The following is a 19,411-nucleotide window of genomic DNA, read 5'->3' as shown; positions in this document are numbered from 1 at the left end:
GTTAGACCCCCAGTCCTAAGAGTGGCAAACAGAATTTCAGAACGGCCCCGGCGAGCAGGCCCGCAAACGGGTCGGCAACCGCCGTAATCACCAGCGTAATCGCCGCAATGGTGGCCGTTGACCCTTGTAAGGCTAACCCGGCGTTGACCGGAAAGATCACGACCGCTCCCAAGATGAACAGGAAGCCGGCGATGGACGCGCTCGGCACGTATTTCCCCAGCTTAGGTAACCAGCCGATCGCCAGAATCGCCGCCATGATCAGCATCATCATGATGCCAGCCACCACGGGTTCGGGGGCGCTAGCCGTGGCGGAAATAATCGCCTCAACCGGCGCACCGCCCAATAGACTGGTCCCCATATCGGCAATAGATTGGGTGATGGTCAACAAGTTCAGATTGACGGGATTGGGCTTCTGTCCCGTCATTTGACCGGTGATTAGCCCGTAGGAAATGTTTGCGCCAATGTTCAAACACGCCAGACTCAAAGCCCCACGAACCACGCGCACACTGAGCACGGGTTTAGTGAAGACGAAGCGCCGAGCGGTCACGTGTTCCGGTAACTCCGCGCGATAATGCTGACCAAACACCGCGGCCAGACTCGAGCCGACCACCGAAACCACGATGGTCCACACCAAGTCCTTGGTGATCAGGTACGTCACGGCGGCCAGAGCCACCGATAACCAGCCGGTCAGCTGTTCATCGCGTGCCATGCCCAGGGCAATCTTGGCCAGCATGATCCCGACGCCGGCCATCATCCCCGCCATGATACCGTTGCCCAGCACCGCCACAATCTTGGTCAATGTGCCGGTGACCCCAATCAGAAGCATCACCAGCGAACCGCCGAAAATAATTGAGGTTCGTTCGCGCAGATTGCGGCCGAGTTTTCCCGTTAGCGCCAGTGATTCGGCCTGAAAGGACAGTGGGGCCACGGCGCCAAAGGCCCCATTGACCGCCGATGCAAAAATAAATGAAAACATCGTTGGAAAAATTGCAAAACCCAGTGACATTGCCATGATTCCCTGTGGAATGCCATTTAAGACTACCCCGATGGCCGCTAACAAGTCGGCAATCCAGTGCATAATCATTTCCTCCCCATAGAAACAGTTTTATTCGTATTTCCTCCTAATCATACGGGAGCAGGACGTTAAAGTCTACCTTTATTTTTGATTAAGCGAATATTTGATATAAATATCGTCATTAAATTCGGTTATGGTTTAAAGGGCCGACTACTTGGCCTGCGATCGGTTACCAGCCACAACTACGCTGTCATCCCCACCAAAGCCTAAATGCTTGCGGTTTCGTCCGCTTTCCCGTATGATAATGAGCAATTGCTTCGAGTTAGTCGAAGGTTAATTTTCGTGAGGAGGACGCAGCTAATGTCATACACGATTCACGAAGTCGCCGAAAAGATGGGGATTTCGACCTACAGCATTCGCTACTATCACGAGCACGGCATGCTCCCGTTCGTTAAGCGCGATGAAAATAACAACCGGATCTTCGAGGATAGCGACCTCGAGTGGCTCAATATCATCGTCTGCCTGCGCGCGACCGGCATGTCGGTCGCTCGGATTAAGCACTACTTAGCCCTCGCTCAGGATGGCGATGAGACCGTGCCGGAACGCTACGAGATGATGAAGGAACAGCAGGCGCAGACGTTGCAGGAAATCCAAGATCTCCAGCAACACCTCGCGACTATCAACTTCAAGGTGGACCACTACGCTGCACTCATGGAAAACCACGAGCCGGACAGCTTCATTCCCTCCGACCTGCAGCGTAAGCCCGCCGTCAACCACTGATAACTATCCGCTTTAAAATACCTAAGGGGTCTGAGGCAACTGTCTCAGGCCCCTTCGTGCTGTCGAATAGCTGGTGTTGCAGCCGGCGACAAAGGGTAGCTGATTCCGCTTAAAAACGCTAAACCAAAATCCGAATTCCGGACGACTTGAGTAGCAGCATCACCGCTCGCCAGCTAACCGTCTACTATCTCTCGCTCATTTCTTTCAATTGGTGAGTCATTCTCCTTGTTTCCAATTAACCAATATGCTAATCTAAAACCCCTGTGCAATTATTATACCGCTAAAGGTTGAGCACACTTGTGTTGGGTGGCGGCTACTCACGACCGCTACAAGCTGGCCGACACGTAGATCGGCAACCTTTACTAGTCCATTTACAAGGGGGCTTGGTTGTGGAAACGACCCAATTGCCGCACTGGCGGCGTAACATTTATTTATTTTTAACCAGTCAGTTCCTGTCGGGTATCACCAGCATGGTCGTCCAATACGCGATTATCTGGTACCTGACGAAGCAGACCGGCTCGGCCACCGTGCTCAGTCTCGCCACGTTACTGGGCATGCTGCCGATGGTCCTGTTGAGTCCCTTCGTGGGGCCATTCGTGGACCGTCTCAACAAGAAACTCCTGCTGATCGTCCCGGACGTCGTGGCGGCGGCCGTGGCCATCGTGCTGTCGGCCGTGGGGACGTTGCAAACCACCTTTCCGCTGTGGTTAATCTTCATTTCCCTGCTCGTCCGGGCCATCGCCCAAACCTTTCAGATGCCGACCATCCAATCGATTCTGCCGACCATGGTGCCAAGCGACCAACTGACTAAGATCAACGGTCAGTTGGGCATGGTCCAGTCGGCCAACATGATCATCGCGCCCGCCCTGGGGGCCTTTCTCTTCGCCCTCGTGCCGCTAAACTTCCTGATTCTACTGGACGTGGTAGGGGCCGCTGTAGGGATTAGTCTCTTACTGTTCGTCCGGATTCCGGAACACCCCGTCATCGACGAACCGGTCCACGTCTTCAGTGATGCCAAATTTGGCTTGACTCGGCTCCGCCATACCCGCGGACTGTGGGCAATCACGTTGACCGGCGCCTTCTTTACGTTACTCTTCATGCCCGCCGCTAGCCTTTACCCGTTGATGACCATGGGGTATTTCCACGGCAGCGTGGGTCAGGCCGGCCTGATCGAAGTGGTCTACTCCGTGGGCATGCTCCTGGGCGGAACAATTATCGGCGTGTTTGGTAACTGGAAAGACCGGATGCCACCCATCCTGTGGGCAATGCTGGCCATGGGCGTCACGTTCGGTGCCAGCGGCTTTCTGCCCGGTAACCAGGCGGGCTTCGTCTGGTTCGTGGGGCTCAATACGCTGGCCGGCGTTGCGACGCCGTTCTATAGCACCCTACTCATGGCGATGATTCAGCAGAGTTTCCCCCCGGAACAGCTAGGCCGAATTCTCGGCGTGCTCAACTCGATGATGAGTATCACCGGGCCCGTGGGCTTAATCTTTGCCGGCCCGTTAGCCGATAGTATCGGTGTTGAAAAGCTCTTTCTCATCGGTGGCCTGGGTAGCCTAGTCTGCGGCTTAATCATGTGGCTGTTGCCGAGCGCTCGACGCTACGACCGCACCCTGCAGCAGACCGCTGCGCCGCTAACGACCGAAGATCCTACCGAAATCGATGCTTAATTTCCGACTGACCATGCCAGACTACTGGCTGGTCAGTTTTTTCAGTTGACAAAATGAATGAATTATTATAATATTCATTCATTGATTGACGAAAGGAGACTTTACCCGTGGAAGCCAAACAAGAACGGCTCTTCACCGCCGCCCACGATCTTTTCCTGGCGCAGGGGTTCAAGCACACCAGCATCGCAGAAATTGCGGCCCGTGCCGACGTTGCCGTGGGGACTTTTTATAACTTTTATCCGTCCAAATCGGCCATCTTCATCGACGTCTACAACGCGGAAAACGAACGGACTAAGGCAGCGGTTATCGCCGCCATCGACCTCGACGCAGCCCCCGATAAAGTGCTCAAAGCCGTGATCCAACAAATCTTTACCCATTCCGCGGACAACCAAATCTTGCAGGAATGGTTCACTAATCCTAAGCTTAACGCGCGGATTGCCGAAACCAATCGCACCGCCGTGGAAGACAGCCTGGTTTACGCCACTCTCATGCGGCTAATCGACCGCTGGCAACAGCGCGGCTTGCTCAAGGATGGCCTCAGCAAGGACCGCATCATTGGCCTCTTCAACGCCCTGACGGTGGTCGATTTTCATCAAAGCGAGATTCAGACGACCAGCTACTACCAGCTGTTGACCGATCTCATATCTAGCATTCTATTATTTATTTTAAAATAGCCGCACCGGTTATTTTTTTACAATAAAAATGAATGAATAAATTTTATATTCATTCAACAAAGGAGATTATTTTTATGAAAAAGTTACTCTGGTCCCTACTCATTCTGCTCGTTCTCTTCGGTCTGTTCGCCCTGTGGATCATCGTTAGTCAGCGCCGACTCAACGTTAACACCGGGAATCTCGGCCGTTTGACTCAGCAAAACGTGACGTTACAGTCGACACCGCAAAAGATTCGTCTCGATATCCGCACCGCCCGCCTGGTAATCAAATCAGGAAATCATTATCAATTATCAACGAATAATGTAATTAATAATCAATTTAAAATTAATAACAGTGGTCACCAATTAACACTCACCGAAGCTCACGCCACCCAACATCAGTTTGAAATCGGGAAAACCCCAGTCATTACACTAACCGTTCCGACCAAAATTCAGCAGCTTACCGTCAATCAGCTAAACGGTACCCTGATTCTCAACGATCTTACGGTGGATTCGCTTGAAATCAACCATCACAACGGCACCACCACTGCCAACAATCTGACGCTTCGTGACAGTGGACAGCTAACCAAGGAAAATGGCAAGACGGACCTACGGAACCTTACCAGTGACGGACTTGCGGTCAGCGTTAAGACCGGTCAGTTCAAGTTAAACGGCACCAAACGCGCCGGCAGCAAGCAACGTTACCGGCAGCCCGGCGACCATCCCCTGGCCATTACCAGCGGTTCGGGCCAGGTCAGCGTGACGACTAAGGCGTAAGGCTGACTCACGTTTCGGCCATCTAGAATCGGCAAGCCAGAATCCAGGAGCCTTTTCCTCCAGCCAATCTATCGGCTAGTCGAACACACTTGAATCGCCGCCAAGATTGGCCGGAGCGTTTCCCCCGCGGCGGTTAGCGTCCAGCCACCCTGTTTCACGTGAAACACGATGAGTTGGTGGCGCCAGAGCCATCCTAATCCGAGCCAGCAACGCCCCCACTGCCGCCAAGAGAACGCACGGCTGATCCGGCCTAACGTCAGGGGCTGATCGACCATCAACAGTAGTAGGTGCCACTGGATCGGTCGGGTAATCAGCGTCTGCGTCACGTTTAGACCGCGTAAGTTTGGTGTCATTGGACTCACCTCCTCATTTTCCTAGCATACCGGTTCTCGGGCCATAAAAAAAGAAGGCACTTTAAAGTCCCTTCCGCTAACCTTCTAGAATGTGAGTAAATCCGGCGTGGTCGTGTTGAATCTCCATCTCCGGGAGTTGGCTGGCGCGTTGTTCGCCCCACACCGACATCTGAACCAGAATTTCGCCTAATGACCGCCCCAACGCTGTGAGTTCATAGACCACCTTAAAAGGCGCCCGCTCTCCGTAGACGTGGCGCGCCACGATTCCATCGGCGGTTAGTTCTCGTAGTTGCTGAGTCAACATCTTTTGCGAAATTGCCGGTAGGGCTTGGCGGAGGTCACACGTCCGTTGCGGCCGATTGCCTAAGTAGCAGAGAATCTGCGGTTTCCATTTACCACTGATGACGCCTAACGTGGCCTCAACCCCATTGTGATACGACTCTTTCATGAGCTGACCTCCTCGTGTTTTTTCCATTCTACCGCATCCTGGTCGCTTCGGGGAGTAGGCACTTTGGGGTAACCATGGTTTTTCGCCGGTGAAAGGCGTAGACTGATGCTAACTTTTCTGGCAAAGGAGTCCTGCTCATGCGTAAACCTCCTGCTTTAAAGCCTGGCGACCACGTGGCCCTCGTCAGTCTGTCCAGCGGTGTACTTGGCGAAAACTTTGCGGCCCACGAACTGGCCCGCGGAAAACAACGGCTACGCGAGCTTGGCCTAGTGCCCGTCCCCATGGCCAACGCGCTCAAGGGATTAGCCTACCTCGAAGCACACCCTGAGGCACGCGCGGCCGACTTAAAGGCGGCCTTCACCGACCCCGCCATTAACGGCATCATCTGTGCCATCGGGGGCAGCGACACCTATCGACTGGCCCCCTACCTCCTGGACGATCCCGCGTTCACGGCCGCCGTTCGCACCCATCCTAAGCTCTTCACCGGTTTTTCCGACACCACGGTCAACCACCTGATGCTCTATCGCTTGGGTCTCACGACCTACTACGGCCCCAACCTATTGAACGATTTGGCCGAACTGGGACCGGACCTGTTGCCCTACACGCGGCAAACGCTGGATCATTACTTCCGGAACCCAGCCACCACGCCGATTAGTAGCAGTCCGGTCTGGTACGAGGAACGGACGGACTTTTCGGTAGCGGCTCTGGAAACTCCCCGCATCAGCCATCCCGAAACGCGGGGCTACGAGGTCTTGCGGGGAAACGGGTTGGTGACCGGAAAGCTACTCGGCGGTTGTCTTGACAGCCTCAACAGTCTCTTAGTCGATCCCCAATATTCCGATGAACCCGTGATTGCTCGTAAATATGAGTTATTGCCGGCACCGGCAACCTGGCGCGACAAGATTCTCTTCCTCGAAACCAGTGAGGAACAGCCGACACCGGCCGCCTACCGTACCATGCTCGAAAGTCTCAGGCAGGCAGGAATCCTCGGGAATGTCCGGGCCATTATCGCCGGTAAACCGCAGAACGAACGCTACTATACCGAGTATTGCCAGGCGCTACTAGCCGCCACGGCGGACAGCGAAACGCCGCTGATGACCAACCTCAACTTCGGCCACGCCTATCCGCGCACGGCCCTCCCCTATGGCTTAACGGCGGCCCTGAATCTGACGGCCAAGACCCTCACCGTGACGGAACCATTCTTCGCCGGAGCCAGCACGACCACCTAATCTTTAACGATCTTAAAAGGCGCTGGGAACGACATTTCCCAACGCCTTTAGTGCGTCTGGCACAAACCTTTCAAGTCTTTTGTGTCTCCCAAATATCTGGTGTTAAAACCTGCAACAACGGGCAGCTGGTTTCGCCTAAAACTGATAACCACCCCATCCAAGTTCAGGATAATTTGGTTATCCGCCTTAATGCTCGCCAGCTAACCGCCTCTTGTTTCACGCTTATTTAAGCTCTCCCTGACCGCTGGCCGGCACCGCCACTACGTCGGTATCCACAATCCCAAATTTCAACCGCATCGCGGCCTCAATCTCTTCACCCAGACGGTAGCTATCCTGGACCTGCATGTGGGGATCGACCGCAATCATCAGCTCCAGCGTCACGACGTTGCCGTTGTAGTGGGCCTTGAGCTCCAACACCCGATCGACGGCGGGAAAGGCTTCGGTCGCCCGCCGAAACTCGTCTTCAACCTGGGGATCGAAGTAGTCGGCCAGGTTGAGACTGCTCTCGCGGAAAATCTTAATGCCGGCGGTCAGGATGAAGATCCCGACTAAAATACTGGCCACGCCGTCCAGCCAACTCAGCTTGAAGAGGAGCGCACCACCAATGGCGATCATGGTGCCCAGGCTGGTGACGGCATCGCTCAGGCTATCCTGGGCGGCGGCCGTCAACGCGGCGTTCTGGAGCTTCCGGCCGGCCCGCCGATTCAGCCACCAGACCCCCAGCATGATCACCGTGGCAATGGCCGCCCCGACTAAGGTAATCGGCTGCGGCACCTCCTGCGTATCCGTATGCATCAGACTCTTAATCCCGGAATAAATGACGCTGGCGGCGATCGCAATCATCACGATTCCGGTAATCAGCGTGAATACGGTCTCGTAGTGAAACCGCGTCAGCTGCAGTCGCTGCCCGCTATTTTCCAGGTCCTCCGGGAGGGGGTGCCCCATCAAGTCATCGTCGTGGATATCCCGGGCGATGTAGATCCCCACCATCAGGAGGACCGATGAGATAATCCCCGATAAATTGTTAAACGCATCCGCGCGTAAGGTCTGCGAATGCCCAATTATCGCGAGGTAAAATTCAATCACCGAAATGGCCAGATAGGCGCCAACGTTCAAAGACAGATGGCGTTGGGCCCCCTTCAACTTGGTCAACTCCACCTGTTGTCTGGCCCGCCACTGCGCCTGTTCATCACGCCGGTGTGCGTTCATATCTTTCATAATCTTTCCCTCTTACGTTTCAAGATACTTTCATTATACCCATTTTGGGGAAAGAACCGCGTAGATCCAGTCTCATCATCGACTGTGAAATTGGTTACGCCCCCTAACCAACGTGTTGACTAGTCAACTTGTTAGGCTTTTCATTAATAAAATTATCTCTCAAAGCCGTGTCCTTCCATTTTTATTTTAATTTTTGAAATCGCGCCACACTGGCGTTTCTAAGGGGGCTATTCGGGATCGCCGACCGGAAATTTGCGGAACCGGTTGCAAACTGTAATCGACTAAGTTATAATTACTTTGTGAAATTGGTACTAAAGATTTTCAAAACTTCTGAAAGAGGGAAAATTGAATTATGGCTGAACGTAGTTATGACTTTTTGATGCCCAGTGTCAACTTTTTTGGCCCTGGCGTAATTAGCAAGATTGGTGAACGGGCAAAGATGTTAGGGATGAAGAAGCCCGTCATCGTAACGGGTAAGATTCTCGAAAGTATGGAAAACGGTGCCGTTCAACAAACCATTGCTTCTCTTGAAGCCGCTGGTGTTGACTACGTTGTTTACGATAACGTTGAACCCAACCCTAAGATTCGTAATATTAAAGAAGTTAAGAAACTCTACCAAGATTCCGGTGCCGACTCCATCATCACAATTGGTGGGGGCTCCGCTCACGATACCGGTAAGGGTGCCGGCGATATCCTGACGAACGGTGACGACATCACCAAGTTAGCCGGGATCGAAACGCTCGACAACGCCTTACCACCACTGATCGCCGTAAACACGACTGCCGGGACCGGTTCCGAACTGACCCGTCACGCCGTTATCACTAACGAAAAGACTCACTTGAAATTCGTGGTCGTTTCATGGCGGAACATTCCGTTGGTTTCCTTCAACGACCCAACCTTAATGCTTGATATTCCTAAGAACCTGACGGCCGCAACCGGGATGGACGCCTTCGTTCAAGCCATCGAACCTTACGTGTCCGTTGACCACAACCCTATCACCGACTCACAATGTGTCGAAGCCATCAAGTTAATCGAAGGCTCCTTGCGTGAAGCCGTGGCTAACGGCCATAACTTAGACGCCCGGACCAAGATGGTCGAAGCCGAAATGTTAGCCGGGATGGCCTTCAACAACGCCAACTTAGGCTACGTTCACGCCATGGCTCACCAGCTCGGTGGCCAATACGACGCCCCTCACGGTGTCTGCTGTGCATTGCTCCTGCCTTACGTGGAACAATACAACATCATCGCCTGCCCAGAACGTTTCGCCCAATTGGCTGAAATCATGGGTGAAGACACGACCGGCTTGTCCACACGTGACGCCGCCGAACTGTCCATCAAGGCCATGAAGCAGATGTCACAAGACGTTGGTATCCCCGCTTCCATCAAGGAAATCGGTGCTAAGCCAGAAGACTTCGAACTGATGGCCGAAAACGCCTTGAAGGACGGAAACGCCTTCTCTAACCCACGTAAGGGAACTAAGGAAGACATCATCAAGATCTTCCAAGCTGCCTACGACGCTAAATAAGTTGATCCCTAGTTACGATTGAAGCCGCCACTTCAATCGTAACCTGCTTAAAACAGTTTCAGTTAACGATAAAAAGTCACCCCGCGGGGTGACTTTTTTACTGTCTTCAGCTGGTTACGCTCACACCGGTGCTACCCGATACCGCAGCACCGTCCTGGCCTTCTCCGGGGCCGTGCGGCGGGCATCCGTTAGATAAATCTCGCGGTGCCAGTAGTCGCCCATTGTGGGGATGACCTTCAAGTGTTGCTGAACCAGAACGTCCTGCAGTTGGGCAAAGGTAGCGGGTTCGTCGTCAAAGGTTTCCCACTTGAGATCCGCCAACCACGGATTTTTCTTCTTCGCCATCACCCGCGCCAGGCTCGCCTGAAAATCCGCTTCGGTCAAGCGGTCCGGCTGTCGCAGCATAATCTTATAGCGTAGGGCTGCTTTATTCAGCGTTGCCCCGCGGGACCCATCAGCCGTGGTCCACACGCCTTCCAGCGGATACACCGTGTATTCGTAGGGCGTTCCCAAGTCGCCGCGCTTCAAGGCCATTCGGAGATCGTAGGCCACCGGGTATAGTGCCCCCACCTGCTCGCCAAACTGCGGTTGGTTGGGATCTCCCACCCCCGTCAGCGTGATAAAATTCAATCGGGGCAGGGTCAAAATGGTCGGGTGCTTGGGCAGATACCAAGCCTTTTCTGCTCGACGCCATTCATGTTTCACGTGAAACAACCTCCTTTGGTTGGCTAAGAATGACAAACGGCCTTTTAAAACGGGGTAATCAGCTAATCAAGGCAATTGATCGGACACCATTCGAAGGACGCGGTAAACCTGAACCCTTGCATGGGGACCTAAGTGGCTTCTGGTCCCGACGGATTAACGAAAAAGAGCGGCTGATTTATACCATAGATGATACGACCATCCCTATCGCTACCTGTCGTAGTCACTATGCTTAATCCATGCTATCCAAACGACGTAACGATGACGAAGCGGCACACTACCGACACTTCCCGGGAGCATGCCGTTTTTATTTCACCCAGGTGATAATCCTTACTTTTCAACCAGTGGCACCAGCATCTCACCCGTGACTCCCGTGGCCGTGGTCCCCGTCACGTATGACGTATTGGGTCCGCCGACGTAGGCGTAGTCGGTCAGTTGCGGTAAGATTTCGCCAAAAGCCGGGCCTTCCAGGGCATTGTATAGACCCATCTGATCGGCCGCATGACCCGTGATCACCAGATACTTGCCGGCCGGAAATTCAATCAATCGTTGACCGGCCTTTGCCGCCGCATCGGCCGCAACTTCTCGGCCGGCGTAGTAGTGAAATTCACCGTTGACCGCTTCATTGACGGCAAACGGATAGTCGTTGAGCCCTGGTAGCTGATCCAGCGCCCGTTCGGCATTAATCTTTTGCCAAAAGGCCGTCTTCTGTTGCCCCATCTCGGGGAATCCACCGGTCAAAACCGTGCCGATGCCCAGTACCGTAAACGCTGCCTTCGTCTCAATTGTATAATCTGCCATGTTGTGGTGGCCTCCTTTAAATGATAGACTCAGTATACGATTTAATCATTTCAAAAGCTGACACTGTTTAGGAGCGATCTTATCATGAATCGAACCGACCGGATTAATACCATGATGCGCTACATCAATAATCGTCAATACTTCACGATTCGCGAGCTAACCACGCAGTTCAACATCTCCCGTAGCACGGCCATTCGGGACCTCAATACCATTCAGGAGTTGGGCATGCCGCTGACCGCCAGCGTGGGCCGTGACGGTGGGTACGCCGTCTTGCAGAATCAATTGCTCCCCGCCGTGCAGTTCAATAGTGAGGAGCTCAAGGCCCTATTCGTCAGCTTTCTGGCGACGCTAAACACCCAGCTCCCTTACCTCCAAAATCGCAAGACCTTGACCGAAAAACTGGTGGCCATTGCCTCGCAAACCCAGCAGGACGACCTCCTGACGCTTCAGGAACTGCTGGTCTTTGACCATACCAACCCGCGCAATCCTAAGCTGACCGAACTGGCTGACCACGCACCGGTCCTGCTAAAACCACTACTCAACGCCTGCTTGACCACGCGTCAACTCGTCCTGACCACAGCCCAGAAGACCCGGACCGTCTGGGTTCATCACGTCTTCAACCGGCAAAATAATTGGTACGTGGACGCCTGGGACCTGACCCAACACCGCTTCGTCCAGCTGGCGATCGCGCAGTTGACCCAGGTCGCCCCGGTGGCCAAGGACCAGACGATCGACCCGGCAGCGATTAAAGCCGCCATTCGCCAAGCCCGGCCACAACCCAACGTGCGCCTCCAGTTAAACGCCGCAGCCATCCAACGCTTTCAGCAACATCCCCACCCCACGGTAGCCCTCCAATTCAGGGACGCCTTCCAACAAACGGCGATTCTTGCGTGTTTTCTCGACCCGGCCGATGCCCACCAGATTGCCGACTTCGGCCGGTGGTACCTATACTTAGGCGCCGGTGCTCAAATTAGCCAAGCGCCGGCGCCCCTCATTCACTATTTAAGACAAACTGCCCAACGACTACTCACGGACTTACCGCAGTAGGTAACCGCCATCGACGGGAATCATGACTCCGGTCACGTAGTCGGAAGCGTGGCTGGCCAGGAAGATCATCGGTCCCATCAGATCGGTCGGCACACCCCAGTCACCACTAGGAATGTGGGCCGCAATTTCCGGACCACGCACGGGATCTTCTTGAAGTGCCTTAGTCATGTCGGTACTAATATAACCAGGAGCTAAACCATTGACCTGAATATTATCCTTGGCCAAGGCATCGGCGTAGGCCCGCGTCAAACCTAAGACGGCGTGCTTGCTGGCGGTATACGGGAAGATGTATTTTCCCGCCCGGTAGGAGAGCATCGACCCGATGTTGATAATCTTGCCGTGTTTTTGCTTGGTCATCACCTTGGCGGCCGCGTGCGCGAGGTAATAGGTGGCGTTCAGGTTAATGTCGATGACCTTCTGCCAATCCTCGTCCTTGTAGTCGAGCACGTCATTTCTGATAATCACGCCGGCATTGTTGACCAGAATATCGAAGTGGTCAAATTCCTTCAGCGTGGCCGCAACAATCTTGTCGGCAGCGCCGGGCGCCGTCACGTCTTGCTGGAAAAAGCCCACGTGCTGGCCATTCTTTTCGACGACCTGCCGAATCTCATCCCAACCATTTTGCGTCCGACTGACGACCATTACATCGGCGCCGTAGAGGGAGAGGGCGGTGGTGTAAAACTTACCGAGTCCCCGGGCACCCCCGGTCACGATGGCCACTTGGCCCTTTAATGAAAAACTGTCACGATTAAAATCTGCCATTCCTGTCACTCCTTAATAATGCGCTTTCATTTTTCATTCTATCACCATTGGCGGCAAAGCCGAAAGGATCGATCAAATCCCCAACCGATCGACCGTAACCCCAGTTTGAAGCCTCAAAAAATCCCGCTACACGGCGGGATTTTCAGATTAATCCTCATGTTTCGGCTGAACGGTCGTACCGGATTGGTGCCGTAATGCCATTTCGATTTCCTCCAACGACTTGCCCCGCGTTTCCGGAACCAGGTAGTGGACGAAGAACATGGACAGCACGGCAAACACGGCGAAGACGGCGAATGGTCCGCCAACATTGTTATGGAAGTAAGCCAGCATTACCAAGAAGAACTGGGAAACCAGGAAATTCCCGATCCAATTGGCCGCGGACCCAATGGATGACCCGATACCCCGGACGCTGAGGGGGAAGATTTCCCCAATCGTAACCCAGGCGATGGGCCCCCAGGAAATGGCGAACCCGAAGATGTAGATGGCAATCAGAATCATGGTTGGCACGGCGGTCGTGTGAATATCCATGGTGAAGTTCATCACCGCCAGAATCCCCAGCGAAACGGCCATCACAATCGACCCAAACATCAGGAACGTCTTCCGATTGAATTTATCCATAATGAAGGTTGCCAGGACGGTCACGACAAAGTTCACAATCCCAATTCCGACGGAAATCCAGATGGCACTGCCCTCGGCGAAGCCAAAGCCCTTGATGAAGACTTGCGGCAGAAAGTAGATGACGGAGTTGATCCCCACCAATTGCTGGAGCAACATGATGCCGACCGCCACAATCACGGCTGGCCGGGCCACCGTGAAGAGTTCCTTCAGGCCACCCTTGGGCTGATTAGCCACGACCTTAATCTCGGCCAATTCCTTCTCAGGGTCATCGGCCGTATTCTGTCGTAACATCTTCAGTACGCTTAAGGCCTGATCGTTATGTCCCTTCTCGGCCAAGAACCGCGGTGACTCGGGCAGTAACAGCCCGCCAATCAACAGCAGGGCTGCCGGGATCAGGGCCGACCCCAACATCCACCGCCAGTCACGGACGCCCAGCAGGTTGTGGTTCAAGAAGCCCAGGTTAGACACGTAGGCCAGTAGAATTCCCAGCGTAATCATCAGTTGGAATAAGGTGCCCAGCGACCCCCGACGTTCCGCGGGCGCCAGTTCAGCCAAATAGGCAGGCGTCAAGGCCGAGGCCGACCCAACGGCTAGACCCAAGATGATTCGCGCGATGACCATGGACCAGAAGCCCACGGCCACCATGGACAGTGATGACCCCAACAGAAACAGAATCGCCGCCAAAATCAGCAGGCGTTTGCGCCCGTACCGATCGGCTAGCGGCCCCACACCCAGGGCCCCCACGGACGATCCAATTAACACGGATGACGTGATAAACCCGGTTTGCGCGATATTTAGGTTAAAGTTACTTTCGATTAACGGCGAGGCGCCGGAAATAATCCCGGTATCAAAGCCAAACAATAAGCCACCCAGGGCCCCAAATGTGAAAATAAAAAAGGTACTTAAATGTCGATTCATCTTGCAACCACCCTCCCATGATTCCAGTTGTCTCCACCCGATTAAGGTTTTGGTGTAACCGCTTTCTTAAACAGTGTACCCGTCCCACTAGTGAGACGCAATAGAGTAGCCTATGAAAATATCATGGAAGAAATAATTTGAGAGATGTGTAGCTGAAAAGCCGTGGGAACCCTCGCAAATTCGGGGGATCTCACGGCTTGGGGATTTGTTGCTTCACTTATAATTCATGGCTTCATCGTTTATCTATTCCCTCTAAGCCACCGTCATCTTCCCATCCATAATCGCATAGGTCCGGTCGGCATAGGCTTTCAACCGCAAGTCGTGGGTCACGACCACGATGGCCTTGTTGTGGGCCTTCGCCAGGTCGTGGAGTAGTTGGGACCCGGTCGCTGTCCAGCGCCGCCGTGGGCTCATCCGCTAAAATAATATCGGGATTCTGGTAAAGCGCTCGGGCAATGGCGACCCGTTGCGTTTGCCCACCGGACAGCTCAGCCGGATACTGATCGACTAGCCGGCTAATGCCCACCTTCAAGGTTCCCGGCTATTCCAGCCCTAACGCCTTTAACAAGCGCGAGCCGCTTCGTTACCGCGTGGTCGGCGATGATATCACGGTCACCCCACAGCACATCCGTACGTTAGACTATTTTTTCCAAAAAAATACAGCTTACCCATTTCAGGTAAACTGCATTCTTAACTGCTTAACTAACCATCAGTCTGACGCTTCGACGGCGAGCTTTTTCGGCTCCCCAATCACCCAGTGGCCGAGTAACGCGATGACCAGGAAGGCCGCGGCCACGCCACAGACCCCCAGCCAACCGGCGTGTGTCCACGCCCACGTTGCGGACAGGGTTCCAATAGAACCGCCCAGGAAATAACTGAACATGAAAACCGAGTTATTCCGGCTGCTGAGCTTCCGGTTCAGCGACTGCACAATGGCCTGATTGGAGACCTGACTGAACTGGGTTCCCAAGTCTAGCAGAATGATTCCGATAATGAGACCAATCATCCAGTGACCCACGAACCAGAAAATGACGAAGGCTATCCCGGAAAGGGCCATCGACAAAGTGATTGTGAGCCGTGGCGAGCGTTGATCGACCAGATTGCCAATCATTGGCGCCGCCAGCACCCCGGCAATCCCGAGCAAGCCCAGTAGGCCGGCCACATTACTCCCTAAGTGGTAGGTGGCGGCTAGGTAGAAAGCCAGCGTCGACCAGAGGACGTTGGACATCCCAAACAGGCAGAAACCGTTAATGGCGGAGCCGCGCAGTGCCCGTTGGCTCGTGAACAGCTTAGGCAGCATGCCAATCACCGACCAGTAGCGGAGATCCTGATGCCCCCGCGCATCCCGCGGCAACTGGACGTGCACGATGACCAAGAAGATCAGGTCGATGGCCGCGGCGATGAGGTAGATGTCTTGCCAGGGCAGGATACTCCCAAGAAGACCGCTAAATGACCGCGACAGGAGAATCCCAGTCAATAGGCCACTGAGCACGATCCCCAGCACCCGACCGCGTTGTAGCGCCGGCGCCAGATACCCCGCGTAAGGAATAATAATCTGCGGGGCAACCGAGGTAATCCCGACCAAGGCCGTAGCCACCGCAAAGACGCCGGCATTGGGCGCCCAAAAGGCCAACAATAATGAAAAGATAGAGAGGATCATCATAAATTGAATTAAATGATAGCGGTCGAAGATGTCCCCCAGCGGCACGATTAGGAGCAGGCCAAACGCGTATCCCAGCTGCGTAATCATGGCCAGCGTCCCCACCGTTGCCTTAGAAATATCAAAGTCCGCGGCAATCAAATTCTCAATGGGTTGGATAAAATTCAGGTTGGCCACGATAACGCCGGTGACCACCGCCATGAGTAGGATTGTCCGCTTGGACAGTGTTGTGTCTTGTGTCTTCACTTAAAAAACCTCCTCTCAGTAGTTTAGGCCACTTTCATGAAAAAAGGAACCACCACCGACTATTTTAGAAACGAAACGATTGTTTTCACGGAGATGACTTGAAAATAATGGCGCCACATTTATTAATTTCGCATATAGAATCACCCTTATCGTCCAAATGATGGCCGACGAAGTAAGCGCTCTTTTCATTTGTTTTCAAAATAAGCCTTACAAAGTGAAAATAAACATGGTATGCTAACAGCTCGTGGGAAATACAAACGAGGAGCAACACAATGCCTAGAAATTTTAAAGAAGAACTCTTATTCACCGCCGTTATGGCTGGACTCATGGTCCTGGTCATGGCTGGCTACAACATCGCCCTGACCGACGGCTTCTCCCAGCACTTCGTCCGTGAAGTCCTCACGGGTTATCCATTGGCCCTGCTGGTCGCCGCAATCTGCGACCTGGGTATCATTGGCCCTAGCGTCAAGGCCATCTTTTTCAAATTTATCCTGAATGATTACATGAAGAAAAAACAAATTCGGATCGCCCTGACCATCTCCTGCATGATGGTCGTCGGCATGGTTACGCTGATGTCGTTGTTCGGTATGATTGTAACCCAGAACTTCGGCGGGAACTTTCTCCTGACGTACCTGCACACCTGGATCTTTAATCTATTCATGGCCCTACCACTCCAATTGATCGTGGTGGGTCCCGTTGCCCGGGCCATCCTGGGCTTCGTTCAAAAGAAGACGACCCCGGTCACCGAAAACGTAGAATCAGAACCAGTCGAAGATTAACCTAACTAAACGTCGCCGCTACCACTCAGTAGCCGCGGCGTTTTTTCTTTCCATAGCCCCACGCCTGTGGAACCCAAATAAACGTCTGCCTCGAGTTGCCTCGGGACCGGCGTTTATTTTTTCGCTAATTATCGTCGGGACGTTTGTTCATTGCCGTTTTCTGGCCTCGCGATCCGCCTGAATCATCTGGCGCACCCAGCGCTGGGAGTAATCATACTTGCGCGTGAGTTCCGCCATGTTGTGGCCGTCGTACTCCGCCACAATCTGCTGGGCGACCTTGTCGCGGTTGTAGAGGCGCATGGGAAACGAAACCTGTTGTCCTCGATAGAGATTATAAATCTTGACCATCAATTCTTCCCCCACCACCTCGTATAATTGTGCATAAGAATCCTGCAATAAATCCACACGTACTTTCATCGAAACCGTCTCCTTTTAACCTGCTGCTTCCTCATCAGCGTAGCAAACGCGCCTTGCTAGGGAAAATGACTTTGGCCACACACGGCCCCGGCAATTTTCCTGGCATTATGCCGAGGTGTCCGCAATAATCCGTCGAATCGTTCGACTGGAATAATGGTGTTGCCGGGCCAGTTGTGCTATCCGCACTCCGGCCGCATATTCCTGGCGAATCAGTGCGGCCTCGCGCTGCGGATCACCCAAGCGTTTGGGAAAATTCACCTGGGAACCGCCGTAGTACGCGCACAATTTCTTAGTCGCCGTTGGTCCCACCACCCGCGCCAGCTCCCGGTACAGGATTTGCCAATTCTCAACGTCATTCATGACGATCGCCTCACTTGCTTACGAATTGACCTCAGTCTACAATGACAAATAGACAGAATTCGTCTACCCACTAAAAAAGGAGTGTGCCCCATGAATGCCGCTTACCGTCAACTCACCATTTTTCAAGCGCTCATGACCGGTCACCTGGTCAAGAAGGCCGCGCTGGCCAACCAATTCGCCGTCAGCCCCCGCGTGATCCAGCGCGACTTCAGTCAGATTCGTCAGTTTATCGCCGAACAACACCTGTTTTACCAACTGACCTATCGCCGGCAACTCGGTGGCTACCAGCTCAGCACCACCCAGGCCACCGTATCCAAGCAAGCCATCCTCCTGCTCATCAAGATTACGCTGGCGAGTCGTGCCCTGACGAAATCCGAAATGGCCCAGACCATCGATGGTCTCCTCCAACTCATCTCACCCGAGGACCAAAACGAGCTGCGCCCCATCATTAAAAACGAACGCTTTTACTATCAACCTCTCCAGCACGAGCAACCCCTACTGAACCGCGTCTGGCAGTTGAGCCAGTACATCACGCAACGGCAGGCCGTCACGATCACCTATCAGCGGCAACACCGCGAGCTGGTCACCCGAACGATTCTCCCCGAGGCGATCATCTTCTCTGAATTCTACTTCTACGTGATTGCCTACAATCCCCGCTATCACCAGAACCTGTTCTACCGCGTGGATCGCATCCGCCACCTGCAGACGACTAGCCAGGCGATTCCGCGTAGCCGCACCGATCGCGTAGAGGAAGGCGAGCTACGCCAGTTCATCCAGTATATGCAACCCGGGAAAAAGATTGACCTGCAATTCAAGTTCTGGGGCATCCCCGAAGCCGCCCTCGACCGTTTTCCCACTGCAAAGATTACGGCGCGCTATCCCGACGAAGGCGCCGTGTTAATTGCCGCGCCAACCTTCGATGCCGGCGCCAAGATGTGGTTGCTTAGCCAAGGCGCCAACGTCCAAGTCATTGCCCCGGCAGACTTTGCGGCCACCATGCAGGCGGAAATTAAGCGCATGTTGGCGCGGTATTAATTTCAGAGAAAGTTAAGGGGACTGCTTTAGTCTTCATAATCTCTTTCTGGCTCAAGCACCCGTCAACGCTGGCCTTAACGCCCCATCAACAACTGTAGTTCCCCGGTCCGTGGCATTTTTCTTGAATTCTTACTAAAAGGTTTAAAGATAGAAATCGACTGAAACTAGTGTCATCGCGCAACTCATGGCGTTAATATTAGCTGTTTACGGTTTCGTAGTGGAAAGCGGTCACCTTAACCCTGCGTAACGATTTGCCGGAAAATTTGGTGTTGCCGGCAAGTACCACCCCTGGCAGGTACAGACCTCTGATTTCACCAATTTTAATGACCAGAACACTTTTTCTAGCAAGATTGACTACCTTATTTGACACTTTAGGCGTATGATTAAAGGCGTTAACCA

Annotated in this window: 21 protein-coding genes and 1 pseudogene; 10 read left to right on the top strand and 12 right to left on the bottom strand. The window is 53.6% G+C overall.

Features of this window, described 5'->3' with window-relative positions; genetic code table 11:
• Nucleotide 1 precedes the first annotated feature (1 nt).
• Nucleotides 2–1,078, bottom strand: coding sequence for an NCS2 family permease (locus V8I28_RS05975; protein WP_341779216.1), 1,077 nt, complete (start codon nucleotides 1,076–1,078; stop codon nucleotides 2–4).
• A 297-nt stretch (nucleotides 1,079–1,375) separates the two neighbouring features.
• Between V8I28_RS05975 and V8I28_RS05970 the strand changes: the two genes are divergently transcribed.
• The 4 genes from V8I28_RS05970 (at nucleotide 1,376) to V8I28_RS05955 (ending at nucleotide 4,894) form a co-directional block, all read left to right on the top strand.
• Nucleotides 1,376–1,795 (top strand): MerR family transcriptional regulator, encoded by a 420-nt coding sequence (locus tag V8I28_RS05970; RefSeq protein WP_341779215.1) that lies wholly within the window; start codon nucleotides 1,376–1,378, stop codon nucleotides 1,793–1,795.
• A gap of 389 nt (nucleotides 1,796–2,184) precedes the next feature.
• Nucleotides 2,185–3,465: an MFS transporter gene (locus V8I28_RS05965; RefSeq protein ID WP_341779214.1), complete on the top strand. Its 1,281-nt coding sequence runs from the start codon at nucleotides 2,185–2,187 to the stop codon at nucleotides 3,463–3,465.
• Nucleotides 3,466–3,572: 107 nt separating this feature from the next.
• Complete coding sequence (locus V8I28_RS05960) at nucleotides 3,573–4,139, top strand: TetR/AcrR family transcriptional regulator (RefSeq protein WP_341779213.1); 567 nt, start codon at nucleotides 3,573–3,575, stop codon at nucleotides 4,137–4,139.
• A 74-nt stretch (nucleotides 4,140–4,213) separates the two neighbouring features.
• On the top strand, nucleotides 4,214–4,894 hold the full coding sequence (locus V8I28_RS05955; RefSeq protein ID WP_341779212.1) for a DUF4097 family beta strand repeat-containing protein: 681 nt from the start codon (nucleotides 4,214–4,216) through the stop codon (nucleotides 4,892–4,894).
• Nucleotides 4,895–4,962: 68 nt separating this feature from the next.
• Here the strand turns inward: V8I28_RS05955 and V8I28_RS05950 are convergent, their stop codons facing one another.
• Entirely contained in the window at nucleotides 4,963–5,247 is a 285-nt protein-coding gene (locus V8I28_RS05950) for a hypothetical protein (RefSeq protein ID WP_341779211.1), read from the bottom strand.
• A 76-nt stretch (nucleotides 5,248–5,323) separates the two neighbouring features.
• On the bottom strand, nucleotides 5,324–5,695 hold the full coding sequence (locus tag V8I28_RS05945) for a winged helix-turn-helix transcriptional regulator (RefSeq protein ID WP_341779210.1): 372 nt from the start codon (nucleotides 5,693–5,695) through the stop codon (nucleotides 5,324–5,326).
• A 137-nt stretch (nucleotides 5,696–5,832) separates the two neighbouring features.
• Here V8I28_RS05945 and V8I28_RS05940 point away from each other — a divergent pair, with 137 nt between their 5' ends.
• Nucleotides 5,833–6,924 (top strand): S66 family peptidase, encoded by a 1,092-nt coding sequence (locus tag V8I28_RS05940; RefSeq protein WP_341779209.1) that lies wholly within the window; start codon nucleotides 5,833–5,835, stop codon nucleotides 6,922–6,924.
• A gap of 222 nt (nucleotides 6,925–7,146) precedes the next feature.
• Here the strand turns inward: V8I28_RS05940 and V8I28_RS05935 are convergent, their stop codons facing one another.
• Nucleotides 7,147–8,142, bottom strand: a complete 996-nt coding sequence (locus tag V8I28_RS05935) for a cation diffusion facilitator family transporter (RefSeq protein ID WP_341779208.1) — start codon at nucleotides 8,140–8,142, stop codon at nucleotides 7,147–7,149.
• Between the two features lie 352 nt (nucleotides 8,143–8,494).
• Here V8I28_RS05935 and V8I28_RS05930 point away from each other — a divergent pair, with 352 nt between their 5' ends.
• A complete protein-coding gene (locus V8I28_RS05930; RefSeq protein ID WP_341779207.1) occupies nucleotides 8,495–9,667 on the top strand; it encodes an iron-containing alcohol dehydrogenase in 1,173 nt (390 codons plus the stop codon).
• Between the two features lie 120 nt (nucleotides 9,668–9,787).
• Here the strand turns inward: V8I28_RS05930 and V8I28_RS05925 are convergent, their stop codons facing one another.
• Nucleotides 9,788–10,372 (bottom strand): hypothetical protein, encoded by a 585-nt coding sequence (locus V8I28_RS05925; RefSeq protein WP_341779206.1) that lies wholly within the window; start codon nucleotides 10,370–10,372, stop codon nucleotides 9,788–9,790.
• Nucleotides 10,373–10,401: 29 nt separating this feature from the next.
• Here V8I28_RS05925 and V8I28_RS05920 point away from each other — a divergent pair, with 29 nt between their 5' ends.
• Entirely contained in the window at nucleotides 10,402–10,605 is a 204-nt protein-coding gene (locus tag V8I28_RS05920) for a Txe/YoeB family addiction module toxin (RefSeq protein ID WP_341779205.1), read from the top strand.
• Nucleotides 10,606–10,699: 94 nt separating this feature from the next.
• On the opposite strand, the gene V8I28_RS05915 is transcribed toward V8I28_RS05920, so the two are convergent.
• Nucleotides 10,700–11,170, bottom strand: a complete 471-nt coding sequence (locus tag V8I28_RS05915) for an effector binding domain-containing protein (protein ID WP_341779204.1) — start codon at nucleotides 11,168–11,170, stop codon at nucleotides 10,700–10,702.
• 84 nt (nucleotides 11,171–11,254) lie between these two features.
• On the opposite strand from V8I28_RS05915, the gene V8I28_RS05910 reads away from it, so the two are divergent.
• Nucleotides 11,255–12,217 carry a helix-turn-helix transcriptional regulator gene (locus tag V8I28_RS05910; RefSeq protein ID WP_341779203.1) on the top strand — a complete coding sequence of 321 codons (963 nt, stop codon included), beginning with the start codon at nucleotides 11,255–11,257 and terminating at the stop codon, nucleotides 12,215–12,217.
• Here V8I28_RS05910 and V8I28_RS05905 read toward each other — a convergent pair.
• The 4 genes and pseudogenes from V8I28_RS05905 to V8I28_RS05890 form a co-directional block, all read right to left on the bottom strand.
• Nucleotides 12,206–12,979, bottom strand: a complete 774-nt coding sequence (locus V8I28_RS05905) for an SDR family oxidoreductase (protein ID WP_341779202.1) — start codon at nucleotides 12,977–12,979, stop codon at nucleotides 12,206–12,208. The genes V8I28_RS05910 and V8I28_RS05905 overlap by 12 nt on opposite strands.
• Nucleotides 12,980–13,126: 147 nt before the next feature.
• Nucleotides 13,127–14,515 (bottom strand): sugar porter family MFS transporter, encoded by a 1,389-nt coding sequence (locus V8I28_RS05900; RefSeq protein ID WP_341779201.1) that lies wholly within the window; start codon nucleotides 14,513–14,515, stop codon nucleotides 13,127–13,129.
• Between the two features lie 252 nt (nucleotides 14,516–14,767).
• Nucleotides 14,768–15,041 (bottom strand): annotated as a pseudogene (locus V8I28_RS05895) (ATP-binding cassette domain-containing protein); the annotation flags it as partial.
• Between the two features lie 183 nt (nucleotides 15,042–15,224).
• Nucleotides 15,225–16,376 carry an MFS transporter gene (locus V8I28_RS05890; protein WP_341779375.1) on the bottom strand — a complete coding sequence of 384 codons (1,152 nt, stop codon included), beginning with the start codon at nucleotides 16,374–16,376 and terminating at the stop codon, nucleotides 15,225–15,227.
• 317 nt (nucleotides 16,377–16,693) lie between these two features.
• On the opposite strand from V8I28_RS05890, the gene V8I28_RS05885 reads away from it, so the two are divergent.
• Complete coding sequence (locus tag V8I28_RS05885) at nucleotides 16,694–17,200, top strand: DUF2798 domain-containing protein (RefSeq protein ID WP_341779200.1); 507 nt, start codon at nucleotides 16,694–16,696, stop codon at nucleotides 17,198–17,200.
• A gap of 147 nt (nucleotides 17,201–17,347) precedes the next feature.
• Here the strand turns inward: V8I28_RS05885 and V8I28_RS05880 are convergent, their stop codons facing one another.
• Nucleotides 17,348–17,617, bottom strand: coding sequence for a Mor transcription activator family protein (locus V8I28_RS05880; protein WP_341779199.1), 270 nt, complete (start codon nucleotides 17,615–17,617; stop codon nucleotides 17,348–17,350).
• 105 nt (nucleotides 17,618–17,722) lie between these two features.
• The gene (locus tag V8I28_RS05875) at nucleotides 17,723–17,977 is read right to left on the bottom strand and encodes a Mor transcription activator family protein (RefSeq protein ID WP_341779198.1); all 255 of its coding nucleotides are present in this window, start codon (nucleotides 17,975–17,977) and stop codon (nucleotides 17,723–17,725) included.
• Nucleotides 17,978–18,067: 90 nt separating this feature from the next.
• On the opposite strand from V8I28_RS05875, the gene V8I28_RS05870 reads away from it, so the two are divergent.
• Nucleotides 18,068–19,012: a helix-turn-helix transcriptional regulator gene (locus V8I28_RS05870; RefSeq protein WP_341779197.1), complete on the top strand. Its 945-nt coding sequence runs from the start codon at nucleotides 18,068–18,070 to the stop codon at nucleotides 19,010–19,012.
• Nucleotides 19,013–19,411 lie beyond the last annotated feature (399 nt).

This window comes from Levilactobacillus sp. HBUAS70063, from assembly GCF_038374745.1.
Lineage (GTDB): Bacteria > Bacillota > Bacilli > Lactobacillales > Lactobacillaceae > Levilactobacillus.
This window is presented reverse-complemented; position numbering and strand designations above follow the sequence as displayed.